General features: G+C 56.4%; 13 protein-coding genes. 6 read left to right on the forward strand and 7 right to left on the reverse strand.

What is annotated here, in order from left to right:
• The first annotated feature begins 169 nt into the window (after window positions 1–169).
• From C7H09_RS09670 to C7H09_RS09685, 4 genes are all read left to right on the forward strand, one after another.
• A complete protein-coding gene (locus tag C7H09_RS09670; protein ID WP_240616550.1) occupies window positions 170–1183 on the forward strand; it encodes a DUF6160 family protein in 1014 nt (337 codons plus the stop codon).
• Window positions 1184–1279: 96 nt separating this feature from the next.
• The gene (locus C7H09_RS09675; protein WP_106762318.1) at window positions 1280–2338 is read left to right on the forward strand and encodes a lysylphosphatidylglycerol synthase transmembrane domain-containing protein; all 1059 of its coding nucleotides are present in this window, start codon (window positions 1280–1282) and stop codon (window positions 2336–2338) included.
• Window positions 2335–4587, forward strand: coding sequence for a glycosyltransferase (locus C7H09_RS09680; protein WP_106762319.1), 2253 nt, complete (start codon window positions 2335–2337; stop codon window positions 4585–4587). The genes C7H09_RS09675 and C7H09_RS09680 overlap by 4 nt, the downstream gene beginning before the upstream one ends.
• Before the next feature lie 74 nt (window positions 4588–4661).
• A complete protein-coding gene (locus C7H09_RS09685; RefSeq protein ID WP_106762502.1) occupies window positions 4662–5609 on the forward strand; it encodes a YbgA family protein in 948 nt (315 codons plus the stop codon).
• Window positions 5610–5692: 83 nt separating this feature from the next.
• On the opposite strand, the gene C7H09_RS09690 is transcribed toward C7H09_RS09685, so the two are convergent.
• From C7H09_RS09690 to C7H09_RS09720, 7 genes are all read right to left on the reverse strand, one after another.
• Window positions 5693–6427, reverse strand: coding sequence for a DUF481 domain-containing protein (locus tag C7H09_RS09690; RefSeq protein WP_106762320.1), 735 nt, complete (start codon window positions 6425–6427; stop codon window positions 5693–5695).
• A 25-nt stretch (window positions 6428–6452) separates the two neighbouring features.
• Window positions 6453–7472 carry an oxygen-dependent tRNA uridine(34) hydroxylase TrhO gene (gene trhO, locus C7H09_RS09695; protein ID WP_106762321.1) on the reverse strand — a complete coding sequence of 340 codons (1020 nt, stop codon included), beginning with the start codon at window positions 7470–7472 and terminating at the stop codon, window positions 6453–6455.
• Window positions 7473–7584: 112 nt separating this feature from the next.
• Entirely contained in the window at window positions 7585–8316 is a 732-nt protein-coding gene (locus C7H09_RS09700) for a DsbA family protein (RefSeq protein ID WP_106762322.1), read from the reverse strand.
• A gap of 38 nt (window positions 8317–8354) precedes the next feature.
• Window positions 8355–8948 (reverse strand): acyl carrier protein phosphodiesterase, encoded by a 594-nt coding sequence (locus C7H09_RS09705; RefSeq protein WP_106762323.1) that lies wholly within the window; start codon window positions 8946–8948, stop codon window positions 8355–8357.
• 7 nt (window positions 8949–8955) lie between these two features.
• Complete coding sequence (locus C7H09_RS09710; protein ID WP_106762324.1) at window positions 8956–10383, reverse strand: DUF5666 domain-containing protein; 1428 nt, start codon at window positions 10381–10383, stop codon at window positions 8956–8958.
• Window positions 10380–11255, reverse strand: a complete 876-nt coding sequence (locus tag C7H09_RS09715) for a DUF6502 family protein (protein WP_106762325.1) — start codon at window positions 11253–11255, stop codon at window positions 10380–10382. The genes C7H09_RS09710 and C7H09_RS09715 overlap by 4 nt, the downstream gene beginning before the upstream one ends.
• 73 nt (window positions 11256–11328) lie before the next feature.
• Window positions 11329–12795, reverse strand: coding sequence for a DUF5666 domain-containing protein (locus C7H09_RS09720; RefSeq protein WP_106762326.1), 1467 nt, complete (start codon window positions 12793–12795; stop codon window positions 11329–11331).
• Window positions 12796–13078: 283 nt separating this feature from the next.
• Here C7H09_RS09720 and C7H09_RS20405 point away from each other — a divergent pair, with 283 nt between their 5' ends.
• Together C7H09_RS20405 and C7H09_RS19880 are read left to right on the forward strand one after the other, a co-directional pair.
• On the forward strand, window positions 13079–14140 hold the full coding sequence (locus C7H09_RS20405) for a HAMP domain-containing protein (protein WP_106762327.1): 1062 nt from the start codon (window positions 13079–13081) through the stop codon (window positions 14138–14140).
• Between the two features lie 38 nt (window positions 14141–14178).
• The gene (locus tag C7H09_RS19880) at window positions 14179–14328 is read left to right on the forward strand and encodes a hypothetical protein (protein WP_165794812.1); all 150 of its coding nucleotides are present in this window, start codon (window positions 14179–14181) and stop codon (window positions 14326–14328) included.
• Window positions 14329–14333: the final 5 nt, after the last annotated feature.

The raw sequence follows: 14333 nt of genomic DNA on the forward strand, positions 1-14333 counted from the left end.
GCTAACTTGTGACCAGGCGCACAGACGCACTGCACCCACGGCGCTAATGTAACGCTGTGTAACTTTTCAGCACCGCAGTCCTGGTTAGGCTGTCCCTGCGGCCCACCGATGGCCTTTGGCCTTCGGTTTGAATCAATAACAACAACCTGTCGAACCAACCGGGGCCCCTATGCTGTTGTCAACGCTGCGTAACCAGTCACCCTGTATTCTTTGCGGGCTGCTCTCTCCCCTTCTGACACCCTTCGCCAACGCCGAGATTCACCCCCTGAACGATGCCGCTCTCGCTGGCGTTACCGGCCAGGGTGGCGTTACCGTAGAACTGGAAACCAAACTCTCCATTGACCAGTTCTCCTGGACGGATGAGGGCATTCTGGCGGTGAATGGCCTGCGACTGTCGGGCAAAAATGATTCCGTACTGGATAACCTGAAACTCACCATCGACATCGCCGGTCAGGACGAAGTGCTGGAGCATGGCTTTTCGGAGATTGCGCGGCGGGCCAATGCCGGGCTACTGGACACCAGCAACCCGGATGTGGCGAATGCCCTGGCCAACTATTCAGTGGCCGGTGAGTTCGGCAAACAGTTCAACAAGGGCGACCTGGTGATTCACCTGGGCGCGGTGGATACCGGCGATCCCACCAGCCTGAACGATTACCTGGGAGCGGTGGATTTCGAGTTATCGGTGGATAGCATCACCAGCCGTGGCAGCGGCGGTTCGGCCACCTTATTCTCTAACGTACTGCTGCAAGGAAATCTTGGCCCTACCGACCTGGTTATCCGCAATGGCGGCAGCGCTATGCGCACTCTGGCCAACGGCAACAGCGTATCGGGCTCGGAGCTGCAACTGGACACTCATTTCGAGATTACCAATGGCCGTCTGAACTGGGACGCCGCCGACGTCATCCTGTTGTTCAACTTTGCGGCTGTGGGCATTGAAGGGCTGCAAATTCACAACCGTCGGGGCGCCGACACCCTCGGTCATTTCGGTATGGCGAATGCCACCGCTAAGCTGTCCCGCGGCACCAGCGCCGGGTCTGGCAAGAACGGACTGTCGATACACGATGTCGAGTTTCGGGCTGATATCGACATGCCGGTATTCAAAGTGGGCGGCACCAGTATTGGTACCGTGCAGTTCACGGATTTTGCGATTACCGACACCACTATGATGGTTTACGGGCATTGATCAGCAGTTTTTGCTGAACGGCTTGTAATTGCACTCTCTGGACAAGCACCTGCACGGCTGCGTTACACTTCTCGCCCTGACCATGAAAGGTGGGGCATGACACAAAGCACAGACAGCGGTTACCAGAAACGGACTTCCTGGCAAAGGCTCACCGCCTTCACGCTGCTGTTCTTGGCGATGACAGCCGCTGGCCTGTACGCAGTGTACGACAAATTTGCGGGCCGCAGCTTCAGCTTCGATGATCGACTTCTCTCTCCCTCTGTACTGGCCTCAGTTTTGGCACTGCTGACGATCTATTTTCTCGCCGATGGACTGCGCCTGCACTTTACGTTGCGAGCTCTCGGGCATCGGTTACCGCTGGTTCAAATGATGCGGCTGGTTTTTATCAACCTGTTTTTCTCCAACGTCACGCCCATGGCAACCGGTGGCGGCTTTGCCCAAATCTGGTATCTCACCAGCCATGGCGTGCCTCTGGCGCGGGCAACAGCGGCCACCACTATCCGTACCCTGCTGGCGGTGGCGTTCATCTTCTCACTCACTCCGGTATTCCTGTTAACGCTCGACGCCCTGGACGGGAGCCTCTGGTCATCCGGTATCGGAATGGCCCTGGCGGTATTTGTGGGGCTTTACCTGGGTTTTTTTACCATTCTGCTGCTGAAAACCCGGTGGCTGATTCTGCCGCTGGATGCCCTGTTATCGGTGCTGCAAAAAACTCACCTGCTCACTGAGCAACGGCATAGACACTGGCAGTTCCGGCTGCGCCGGGAAGCCCTCCGGTTTTCCCGTTGTTTCCGGGAGTACCTGCAAGGTCGGCCACGGGATATTCTGCTGTCGGTGTTGTTCACTGCACTGTTTCTGCTCAGCCTGTTCAGCTTTCCGGCACTGCTAATCCACAGCCTGGGTTATTCCGTGGACTATCTGACTACGGTCGGGCTGCTGGTGATTACCACGTTCATCATGTATTTCTCGCCCACGCCCGGTGCTTCCGGCATTTCCGAGGGGGTCTTCGGCAGTTTTTTCCAGGCTACTCTGTCGGGCAATCATCTGGTACTGGTCACCATTGCCTGGCGCTTTCTCACTATTTACCTGGGAATGATCATTGGCCTGCTGGTGATGCAGAGAGAGCTGATCAAACGCCACCGGAGTCGAACATGATCCGCCGTAACCCACTCAAACTGCTGTTTTATCTTTGCCTGGCGATTGTGGTGGCCCTGGTGGGCTACAAGGTGTACCTGAATTTCTTCAAGCAAGATTTCGAGGCCCTGCACAGTGACCAGGTGGAGCGCATACACCAGCGCACTCCCCCGGGGTCGGGCATCCGTTTTGCCGTGGTGGGTAACATCAATAATTCGGTGGGTATTTTCGAGCGGCGGTTTATTCCTGAACTCAATCAGGCAGATCTGGACTTTCTGGTGTCGGCAGGCAATGCTGTCAGCAGCGGCGGGGAGGACAAGTACCGGGCACTGTACGGCACCCTGAGCCATCTGGATATGCCCTACCTGCTCACTTTCGGCCCCCACGAATACCAGAATTTTGGCAGTTTTCGGTTCTATGACCACTTCGGGCCGCATTTCTACACGGTGCGCGCGGGTAACACCCGTCTGATTTTTCTCGACAGTACCGGCAAAACGCCCTGGCGCTGGCAGATTCGCTGGCTGAGAGACCTTCTTGCTCACGACACCAGCAATGCCCACATTCTGTTTATTAGCCACCCACCCGTTGCACCAAAAACGCCCACGATGTTCGCCGACGATGAGGATTTTCTTCAACCCGTCGAGTTTCGCGACGAACTGATGGCCCTGGTAAACGAACAGGAAGTTGACCTGGTTATTTCCAGCAATCTTTCTCTGTTTGATCAGCAGGCCATCGACGGCACACCATACGTTACCACCGGTGGCGCCGGCGGCCTGGTACTGAACACCGACACCAGTTTTTATCACTACCTGGAAGTAAGCGTGTCACCCGATGGCGAGGTGGCGCACACCATGAAACGCCTGGAAGTGGGCCAGCACCCTGTCTGGAAGCGTTTGGAAAGCCTGTGGTTTTTCATTTATTCGCTGTTCTATACCGGCTTTATGAACTTTATTCTGCTGGTCTCCGTGTTTGCCGCCCTTGCCATCAAGCTGTACCAGGTGATTTTCATCGGCAAGAACTACTACCCGGATTACGACCTGGATCCAACGCCCTGGCTGAATAAACCTTTGCGGGTGGCAATGTTCACCAACAACTACCTGCCCTTCATTGGCGGCGTGCCCATTTCCATTGAACGCCTGCGCCGGGGGCTGACCAGTCTGGGCGACCACACGCTGGTTGTGGCGCCGCGCTACCAAAACCAGCCGGATCAGGAAGATGCGGTGGTTCGGGTACCCTCGTTGCTGGCCATGGGGGAAAAGCGCGAGTTTCGTCTCGCCAATATTTTTCTCGCCAGTATTCGTAAACGGGTGCGGGCATTCAAACCCGATGTCATTCACCTGCACCACCCGTTCTGGCTCGGCAGCCTGGGCCTGTTTCTGGCCCGCCGGTTGGGCGTTCCCGCCATCTACACCTATCACACCCGCCTGGAACACTACGCGCATTTTGTGCCTTTGCCGGGCATGCTGTTCCGCAACCTGATTTCTCACTGGCTGATCAAACGCTTCGCCAACCGCTGCGACGGCGTCATCGTGCCCACCTACTCCACCGAGGAGTACCTGCGCATGATCGGGGTGACCACACCCACGGTCGTGCAACCCACCGGTATTGAGTACGAGCGTTTTCAGGTTGTTTCTGATGCCGACCTTCAAGCGCTACGCCGTAAACTCGGGTTAACCAACGAAAAGGTGTTCATCAGCGTCGCCCGTCTGTCAAACGAGAAGAACATCGATTTCATGATCGAAGCCATTCACCGGTTGCGCCAGGAAACCCATATCCCCTTCCGGTTCCTGATGATTGGTGATGGCCACCAACGGGAACGCCTGCAACAGAAGATCGACAGCCTCGGGCTTGGTGATTGCTTCAGCCTGGTGGGCGCGGTACAACCCGAAGACATGGCGCTCTGGTATAACCTGGGGGATGCGTTTTTGTTTGCATCCAAATCGGAAACCCAGGGCATGGTGATTCTGGAAGCCATGTCGGCCGGGTTGCCAGTGGTGGCGGTGCGGGCCAGTGGCATTGAGGATGTGGTGCGCGATGGCCAGAATGGTTTCAAAACGCCAGAGAATCAGGCCCGCTGGACAGACCGGGCGCGTCAGTTACTGGAACAGGACAGCCTGCGTGCGGATCTTTCTGCCAAGGCCCGTCGGTTTGCCGCCGACTACGCCATTGATCAGTTTGCCCGGGATGTACGAGGGATTTATGCCACCGCGCTGGCAGCCCGGCACAAGCGCAAGGAACAACAGAACTCCCCGGCCCCGCCGCAATCTTAGCTATCCTCTGCTGATCGGTTTAGACTGAGTTCACGTAATCGCTTTGGTAAGACGTTTCTGGATTGGAGGCTTTGGTGAGCGGTATTCCTGTTGGCATCAGTACCTGCCTGTTGGGCAAAGAGGTTCGTCACGACGGCGGGCACAAGCACTCCCGTTACTGCACTCAGGTGCTGGCCCGATATTTCGATTTCCGCTCGATCTGCCCGGAACTTGAAGCCGGGTTAGGCGTGCCCCGCCCTGCCATTCATTTGCGCGAATACCCCGACGGCATGAGGTTGATCGAAACCAAAGGCCGGGCCGATCATACCGCGGAGATGCAGGCTTTCATTGATGGTGTTCTGCCGGGCTTGGCCGGGTTGCGTGGTTACATCCTGATGGCCAAGTCGCCCAGTTGTGGTATGGAGCGCATCAAGGTTCACAATGCCGAGGGCCAGTTCATGAACCGGGATGGCCGGGGCATGTTTGCCGCCGCGCTGATGGAGGCTTACCCCCTGATGCCGGTGGAAGAAGAAGGCCGGCTGCACGACGACATGCTGCGGGAGAACTTCATCGAGCGGGTTTTTGCTTACGATGACTGGATGCAGAATGTGGCGGGCGACAACCTGAACAAGCAAGCGTTGATCGACTTTCATACCCGCCACAAGTTTACACTGCTGGCGCACTCCGAAAAGATTTACCGGCAGCTCGGGCCGATGCTCGGCGACTTGAAATCCGAACCGTTGGAAACCATTGCCAACCGCTACATCACCCAGTTCATGGAAGCCATGACCCAGCGTGTTAAGCGGGGTTCCCATGTGAATGCCATGCAGCATTTGCTGGGTTTTCTGAAAGACGGCATGTCTGGCGAGGAGAAAACCGTGCTGCTGGAGCAGATCGAGGCATACCGGCGCGGTGAAATTCCGCTGATTGTGCCCATGACGCTGCTACGCCTGGCTCAGCGCAAAGAGCCGGTGGACTATCTGCACTCACAGAAGTATCTCACCCCTTACCCGGATGAGCTGGGGTTGCGAAACAACGTTTAAGTTGAAGCTCAGGGTTAAACGCAAAAGGGGCAGAGAGTCTTATAACCCTCCGCCCCTTTTCTATCAGCCACGGTTAGATCCACTTAGAAGCCGTAGAGCAGTGATACCGCCAATTCGGTGTCGGTGCTTTCTGAATCATCAGGCGCATCCGATACGTGCTTGACCCGATACGCGACCTTCATGGACAGATTGTTCATGATGGAGCTTTGCAGCGAGGTTTCTGACCGGGAGACCGTGTTATTGTCATCCAACCCCATTTCAGTGCTCAGCTTCTGCCGGAACAGAGAGTTTTCAGACAAACCATAATCGAATTGCGCAGCGAGGCGGGCAATGGCATCTTCTTCCACGTCTCGCCCGGTATCCGGATCAACGTCCATGCGTTTGTTGTAGCGATAACCCGCACCTGCAGAGAGGTCGAGAAAGGAGCGCTTTCCTGATCGCCAAACCCGGTTTCCATAACCAGTGGTAACTGAGGATTCAAACTCGTAGCCCGAGAAGCGGTCGTCTTCCCAGTTACCGCGCAAGAACCAGTACTGCTGTTCATCGAACTTGTAGTTGGTTGCCAATTCGGCCCTGTACTCTTCAGCGGTGGTTTCGTCATCAGCTTCGGTGTACTTGGTGCTGAACTCACCACTGTTGCGCCAGAATTCCTGTTCGTTGATCAGGCCCAGGCGGCCGTTTGCCTTGGTTTCGTCGGTGTTGCCTGAGGTCATCAACACGCCCAACTCTGCCTCGCCTTCCCAGCTTTCATTTGCTTGAGCCTGCACCATGGGTGCCAAGGCCAGGCAAGCGATAACGAGCGGCTTCCTGATCAACATACTGCCTCCTTGGTTCGGTTTAATCTTACGATGACGCCGATCGACGGATGCGCTCGCCCTCCAGACTTTTTTGCGCCTGGCGCTCGCGCTCTGCCTGCTTGCGCGCTTTCCGCTCGGCAATAATTCGGGCTGCTTCGCCACCTACGTGGGCTTCGCCCCGTTGTTCGGCCAGGCGCATTTGACGTTCGCGCTCTTTGAAGCGGGCTTTCTGTTCTTCCGTCAGTGACTCGATACACTGATGGCAGCTCACACCCTGTTCGTATTCGGGGCGTAGCTTGTCGTCTTCGGTGATCGGGCGGCGGCAAGCATGGCACTGGTCATAATCACCCCGTTCAAGATTGTGATTAACCGTGACACGATCATCAAATACGAAACATTCACCTTTCCACAAGCTTTGCTCTTTAGGTACGTCTTCCAGGTATTTAAGAATCCCACCCTTCAGGTGATACACCTCTTCAAAGCCCTGTTCTTTCAGGTAGGCGGTGGATTTTTCGCAGCGGATACCGCCGGTGCAGAACATGGCTACTTTTTTGTGTTTCTGCGGGTCCAGGTTCTGTTTTACGTACTCCGGGAACTCGCGGAAGGTGTCGGTGGCCGGGTTAACGGCGTTTTTGAAGGTGCCAATTTCGACTTCGTACTGGTTGCGCGTATCCACCAGGATAACGTCCGGATCTGAAATCAGGTCGTTCCACTCTTTGGGCTCTACGTACGTGCCCACCACCCGTTTGGGGTCGATGCCTTCCACGCCCATGGTGACGATTTCTTTCTTGAGTTTGACCTTAGTGCGTTTGAAGGGCTGGATATCAACGTAAGATTCTTTGTAGTCAATGCCGTTAAAGCGCTCGTCGCTGCCAATCCAGGCTTTGACGGCGTCTATGCCTTGCCGGTTGCCAGCGATGGTGCCGTTAATGCCTTCCCGGGCCAACAGCAGGGTGCCGTGTACACCTTTGTCGAGCATCAGGCTCAGCAGTGGCTGGCGGAGGTCTTTGTAATCATTCAACACTGCGAACTTGTAGAGCGCGCAGACAACAACGTCGTTGCTCATGGTTTTCTCCTGCGGGCCGGATCGTAAATCCGGAGCATGAATTGATGAATATCACGGACTAGTGTCCCGTGAGGGCGCAAAGTTTAACCAACTGGGCGATGGGTGCAAGTGGTCAATTGCCTTCCTTCTTGAGCTCCCTCTCTACCACCGCCGAGAGCTGCCCCCAGCCCGGGCGGGTGAGCGGAATGTTGTCTACCAGTACCGTGGGTGTGCTGGTCACGCGCAGCTGCACGGCCACTTGCAGGCTTTGCTCAACGGCTTCTTTGTGCAACTCGGTGTCCATGCAGCGCCGGAAACGGCGTTCTTCCAGGCCCAGGTCGTTGGCGTAGCGGGTGAAGGTGGCGGTCGGGTTGTTAGAACCACTCCAGTCGCTCTGCGATGCGTAGAGCTTTTCATGCATGGCCCAGTACTGGTTCTGGTCACCCGCGCAACGGGCGGCCTGGGCAGCTGGCATGGCGTTAGCGTGCATTCTCAGGGGCAGGTCGAAGTAAACGAAGCGAACCTGGCCCGAGCTGACATAATCGTCTTTCAGGCGTTTGCTGGCTTCGGCGAAGCTGGCGCAGGCCGGGCACTGGTAGTCGGCGAATTCTCGCACCACCACCGGAGCGTCCTCTGGCCCCACCGAGACGCCATACTGGTCGAGCACGGCCGGAAAAGGTTCCGCATCGGGCGCAGCGACCGGCAGGCTATCCGATCCGGTGCCCGGCGGCTGGGTGGCGAAGTAGAGGCCTGCAACAAGCGCCACGCCAACCACCAGCGCACCGACAATGATCAGAGGCTTTCGGCCCTGCCTGGTTTTTGGCGACGGGGCGCCGGTTTGTTTGCGTCGTTTGGCTTCGCCCATGCTTGGCTCCTTTGTGGAATATGCGCCTGCCGTTTAACTTATGGCTGCGCTGAGGTTGTTGGGTATTGTCTGGCGAATTGCTGAAGCTCAGGGAAGAATGCCAGAAAATTCTCCTCCAGCTCCGGTTCATGATCGCGGATTTCGTGGATGATGCCGGTGAACCGGTTGGGAAACCGGATGCGCCCGGCAACACGATCCAGTGCCTGGCCGATGTTGTCCAGGTTTTCATAAGCACCAAACCAGTCGTGAGTCACCATGTGCCGGGTAACCCGAACCATGGTCTGAGGCATCACGCCCTCATTTTCCTCCAACTCGCGATACACCCGCGCCACAAACTCAGCCCGGTCACATTCGGCAAAGCGGCACCAGTGCCGTAGCAGGAAATGATCGTAAAGGATATCCAGAGCAACTCCGGCAAAACGCCGCCGCTGCCGTGAGAACAGTGTTTTACTGGCCAGTACCTGCGGATGCTGGTCGGTGAAGGTGTCCACAGCAAGATGATGGCGAACGCCTTCCAGCACGGGCCCGGGCAAATCTGCCCAGTCGACGCCCCTGGTGAAGTCGCCAAGTATGCTGCCTACCCTCGCTCCGGCAGAGTCCGGTGCGAGGAAGGTGTGGGCCAGGTGGTTCATGCGCTAGTCAGTCCTTACACTCCACTTCCGTTGCCGTATATCCGCCTGTACCGGAACTCCGGTACTTCACTTTTACCGCATCGCCATCACACGCCTGCAGTTCGTCCAGATCATCTTCATCCGTTATCCGGATCCGGGCCCCAAGTATCGAAAGTACCTGCCCCTCAAGGTTGTCCCGGGTGAACTTGCCACGGGCATGGAAGCTCTCATCTTGGTCGGCATCGTCAATGTCCAGCGACACCGCTTCGATAAAGATGTTGCCCTGGCTATCGGCGCGCTCGCGACCTTCAATCTCAAGGAAACTGCCAACGGCGAGCACCGTCTGCCAGTCACCGTCGAAGTCGATCAGGGTTCGCCCATCGTTGATATGTACAGCGACACCGCCAACCTTCAGCATACCGCTCGCCAGATCAATACTTTCAACTCGGGCCTCCAGTTCGGCATCGTCTTCAAGCAGCTCCATTTCCCCGGCGATCAGAACGCCATTGCGGAATTCACCCTCCACCTCGATCAGCACGCCGCTGGACAGATCCGCCTCAACAAAGTCGTCAAATTCCGTCTCGCTGCTGTAACGAACCAAGAGCCCGTTAACCCGGAAGCTGTTTTCTGCAATCTGTAATTCGCTGATCGGACCCGAAATTTCAACCTCACCGTCTTCACGGTCGAGGAAACGGCGCTCGTCATCACTCAGGCGAAGAGTGCGCGCCAGCAAAACACCGTCTGCCCTCAGTTCGCCCTCTACCTCAATCCGTTTGCCCGCAAGCTCATCGTCATCCAGCGAGTCGAAATAGTCGGCGTTATCAGACAATACAATGCGCTGCCCGCTGATACTGAACTCTCCCTGTGTAAGCGATCCGGCAACACCTTCAAGCTCAACCCAGCCATTGGGCAACGCATCCAGCACTCCTACGTAACTGGCCCGATAGCCCTCGCCGGTGCGCCAGGCGCTGACTCTGACATGGCCACCTGTGGCCACAACCTGCTCCAGCGAGGTGTTGTTGCCAAGGCGCATGACGGTGCGCCGATCAAAGCGAATGGTCTGGCCGAACATCGTAAACTGGCTGCCGCTATCCGCTCCGGTTGCTACACGGTCAATCGGTCCCCGGAAAGTGTCATCATAGATCAGCTCACGGGCTTCGCCGGTCAGGCTGTCGTCCCAGTTGCCTTCAACCCGCAGTATCATCCCCTTGTCGAGGTCACCCTCGGTGGCAATACCATCGTTGCTGATTACCTGCCGGTTCTGGATGCCATCGGTGAAGAATTCGATGCCGTTAACAAACACACTGCCAAACCCGGATACCGGCCCGACGCTGGAGCCGGTTCCCCGAATTCCGCCATCGGCAATCTGGGCACCAGCGCCACCACAGGCCGACAAAATACCGGTGAGACAAGCAACACCTGTAGAAAGCAGAATTCCGGCGTGTTTCCGGGTCATGGTTCACTCCTGTCAGTCGTTTCCGGCGCAGAACTGCCTGCCTGCCCGGCCGGGGATTCTTCAAAATAGAAAATACTCACGCCGGTACGCACGGCGGGGGTGCGGTCTCCGGTTCCGGAAACATCCTGATCGTGAGGGCCCAGCCAGTCGTCCAGGTGCTCCAGCAATTGCTGCGAGCGATCCGCCGCCAGCGCACGCCACTGTTCAATAACTGACACCGGAATGTTGTTATAGGTAAGGGTGCGCTGGAATAGCGGTTGGTGGTCCTGCTTGAGGCCGGTAAGATTGTGGTCAATGGTTCGGATAAGGTCGGCTACGTCTTCACCGAAGATCGCCAGCATTTCATCACTGTCTCCGGCAGGCACGTAGGCCCTTTTTTTCAGGATCAGATAACCATCGGCTTCATCGCTGAACACCACACCCACCCGGATCAGCTCATCCAGTACCGACCGGGGCGGCATATCACCGCTGTACTGGCGCACCAGGCTGGTAAAGCTGCGCTCTCCTTCAAAGGGTAGTCGTGCAGGCTGGCCATCGTTGCCGTGATAACGGGCATCGTGTACCCAGCCGGATACCACCCGGGAAGCCCGGTTGGTGTTTGCCGACGGCTTACTACTGAGGGTCTGGCCTGCGAGAATTTCTCGTTGGCGCTTTACTTCTTTGCGGGTGAGGCCGGTCAAAACCGCAGCTTTGGAGTCGGTGGTTCTTCGGCGGCCGTCGGAAAAGTCTTCAAATGCGGCCTCAACGTAGGCGCGCTTAACCAGCTCCGTGAACTCGCCATAAGGAATTCCATTGCGCAGCAGCAACCTCGCCAGAGGGCGAAGAATACGCAGCAGTGCCTGGTTCAGCGGTGAGAAGGGAGCCTTGTTCATCTTTGGGATTGTATTCCCATCAATACCGGGTTACCAGCAACTCCCTCAGGAGCTGCTGGCACAGAGCGACAAATCAGTCGTCCTGCCCGTCGTTGTCGATGTCGGAAATCAGGTATTCGCCACCGTTGCTTTTGGTGTACTCCACTTCAACCTGATCACCCACCTGATAACCATCGAAGAGACCGCCGTCCGCACGTACCAGGGTAAGCCCCATCAGGCTGATGGATGAGAAGTCCGCCGCAACGGCCGACACCCTTCCTTCCAGCTCAAAGCCGTCATCGCAGTCGTCTGCGTCTTCACGTTCAACGTGGTAAGCCATCAGGCTGCTGCCATCTACAGATACACGGCCTTCGATTTCAACACAGTTTCCAATGTTCAGGCTGTTAAGATCCTCAGTACGCAGCGTCAGGTACTCCTGATCATCCTCAAGATCATCATCTTCAATGAGAGTGCGGTTGCTTAGCTGAACGCGGACACCGCTGACCGTCAGCACTTCGCTTTCCACCGTTGCCTGGATGCGGCCTTTCAGTTCCGCATTGGCCTCAAGCAGTTCAATGTCCTCGGCCACCAGAACGCCGTTGCGGTATTCGCCTTCCACTTCTATTTCCACACCCTCTACCAGGTCAGCAAGGCTAAGGTCATCGAACTCCGTGTTGCTATCGACAGCAACGTCAACTCCGTTGACCTGAAAGCTTCCGGTCTGCCCGGAATAGGCACCGGTAACCGCACCGGACAGCTCAACATCCTCAACGCCGTCAAACAGATCCGACTCGAAATCAATATGGCCCGCCGTCAGGGTACGGTTGCCTTGAATGGCTGCCAGCCGCCCCTCTACATCGACCCGGGCACCGACTTTCAGGTCGTTTGCAGTGCCATCCTCAAAAGTTGCGCTGTCAAACACGACGGTCAGGTTGTTGTTCAGCTCGAACGAACTATCGATTTCACTGACCGCCGTCACCACGCCCTCTACTTCAACAGTTTTGAACGTACCTGCAGACTCCTGACCGATAATACCCACAAAACTCGCCTGGAAGCTGTGATCCGGAAGTCTCCAGCCACTTACCCGAACAAGGTCATCCGCAGCCAGCCGCTCGGGCGACTTGCCTTTAAAAACAGTGCGGCTGTTCAAATGAACGGTCTGACCGGCGATCACCAGAGCGCCTTCTTTTACCGCCGGATTCCAGGGGCTGCTTACCGCGTCAATCGGGCCTCTGAGCGTGTCGTCGTAATAGATGACGTTCGCCACGCCTTCGCGGTCGTCACCCCAGGTGCCCTCAACTTTAAGAATCATGCCCTTCTCGAGTTGGCTTTCACGCTCGATACCGTCCGCGCCCCTGATCACGGCGTTGTTGGTATTGAAGTGCGTGCCGTTCACGTACACGCTGCCGAAACCGGTAACCGCACCAACACTGGCACCATCCTTTGACACCGCCGCGCTACTGTCAGAGCCCGACCCTGAACCGCCACACGCCGCCAGGCCACTCACCAGAGCACCTGTAACCACTAGCTGAATCGCCTTTGAGAGAGCTTTCTGTTTCATCACTATTCTCCACTTATCGGGTCTATCGGCACGCATTAGACGCACCCAAACAAGGATTGGGATTTTTATCCCAAACTTATAAATGGGAAAATAATCCCAAATAATCACCTTGTCCAGCATAATTTTGTAACCACAAGACATAAAAACACCCACCTGTGGCAGATACAGGCGGCAGCAAAAAAATTAGCAAACGAAATCAGAGAGAAAGGCGCAGACAAGGCTACTTTATAGCTATTTTTACTTATATAATTTTATACCTAACAAAAATCAAGGAACCTGCACCATGTCGCTGATTTCCCGGGCGCTCGGCCGCCTGTCGTTGTCCATCGGTCAAAAAATGGCTGTCGGCTTCTCACTCCTGATCGCTCTGTCAGTCACAACAGGCCTGATTGGGGGGCTCGCGCTGGAACGCTATGGCGAGAGCGCCCGCACGGTCGCCCTGACAAGCAAACTTCAGGCAGGGTTCCTGGCGGCAAGGACAGAAGAAAAGAACTTTCTTCTGCACCAAAACCCCGAGGCCATTGCACGGGCTCAGGGTGAACTGGATAGTATTCATTCCGTCTCTGAAGAACTTCTGACCACCCTTCCGAAAGCTGGCCAAGCTCTGGTGGCGGAGATTCAGAGCGAGGCTCGAAAGTACAGCGGCCTTCTGCAAGACGTGGTGGTTACCTTGGAAGACCTGGGCCAGTCCCGGGATGCCCTTGCACTGGAAGAGCAGATACTGGCAGCACACCTGAGTAATGAATCGCGCCTACAGCTTGCGCCCGCCATGTTCGCCCAGATGCAAAGAGACGAACGGGACTTCCTGGTAACAGGTGCGCCGGAAACCTTGCAAGCATTCATGGATCGCCTGAAGCGAACCACTGCGTCCATAGAAGCTTCGTCCCTATCCCTGTTCGAACAACGACAGGTAACAGAATTGTTCCAGGGCTACGGAGCAGCTCTGCAGAATGCTGCTGACCTGATGGCGACATCGCGAACGCTGGAAGGCCGGATGGAAGCGTCTGCAAATTCGGGCGTAGCCGCAACCAGCCAGCTCCAGACGGATCAGGTGTCACGCATGACGGGGGATCGCCAACTCGCCACTCTAGCCATTGCAATCGCGACTCTGGTTTCTATTTTGCTGGGCGCCCTGCTCGCCTGGTTCCTGACCCGGTTGATCGTGAGACCAATTCGCGATGCCGTTAAAGCCGCCCAGAAAGTAGCGGAAGGCGACCTGAGGGATGAGCTGACCAGTAGCCGAAAAGATGAATCCGGTTTATTGCTGAACGCCCTCGGCCGTATGATCGACAACCTGCGGGATCTGATCCATCAAATTGACGGAAACGCCCGCGAGATTGCCTGAACCTTCAGATTGCTGCCGCCGCAGAGCAGCAAAGCGCAGTGGCAGAAGACATCAACCAGAACCTCACCCGCATCCGGGATGTCAGCGATACAACCGCTTCGTCTACGGAGCAGGTCTCAACCGCAAGTACGGAGCTTGCGTCGCTCGGTGGTGGCCTGCAGTCCCGGGTTGCGCGGTTCGCCGTGTAGCTTTC

Source organism: Marinobacter fuscus (assembly GCF_003007675.1).
Taxonomy (GTDB): Bacteria; Pseudomonadota; Gammaproteobacteria; order Pseudomonadales; family Oleiphilaceae; genus Marinobacter; species Marinobacter fuscus.

Coding starts and splice junctions, on each gene's coding strand:
- C7H09_RS09720 (WP_106762326.1), bottom strand. CDS start 12,795: ATGAAACAGAAAGCTCTCTCAAAGGCGATTCAGCTAGTGGTTACAGGT.
- C7H09_RS09690 (WP_106762320.1), bottom strand. CDS start 6,427: ATGTTGATCAGGAAGCCGCTCGTTATCGCTTGCCTGGCCTTGGCACCC.
- trhO (WP_106762321.1), bottom strand. CDS start 7,472: ATGAGCAACGACGTTGTTGTCTGCGCGCTCTACAAGTTCGCAGTGTTG.
- C7H09_RS09670 (WP_240616550.1), top strand. CDS start 170: ATGCTGTTGTCAACGCTGCGTAACCAGTCACCCTGTATTCTTTGCGGG.
- C7H09_RS20405 (WP_106762327.1), top strand. CDS start 13,079: ATGTCGCTGATTTCCCGGGCGCTCGGCCGCCTGTCGTTGTCCATCGGT.
- C7H09_RS09700 (WP_106762322.1), bottom strand. CDS start 8,316: ATGGGCGAAGCCAAACGACGCAAACAAACCGGCGCCCCGTCGCCAAAA.
- C7H09_RS09675 (WP_106762318.1), top strand. CDS start 1,280: ATGACACAAAGCACAGACAGCGGTTACCAGAAACGGACTTCCTGGCAA.
- C7H09_RS09710 (WP_106762324.1), bottom strand. CDS start 10,383: ATGACCCGGAAACACGCCGGAATTCTGCTTTCTACAGGTGTTGCTTGT.
- C7H09_RS09715 (WP_106762325.1), bottom strand. CDS start 11,255: ATGAACAAGGCTCCCTTCTCACCGCTGAACCAGGCACTGCTGCGTATT.
- C7H09_RS09705 (WP_106762323.1), bottom strand. CDS start 8,948: ATGAACCACCTGGCCCACACCTTCCTCGCACCGGACTCTGCCGGAGCG.
- C7H09_RS09680 (WP_106762319.1), top strand. CDS start 2,335: ATGATCCGCCGTAACCCACTCAAACTGCTGTTTTATCTTTGCCTGGCG.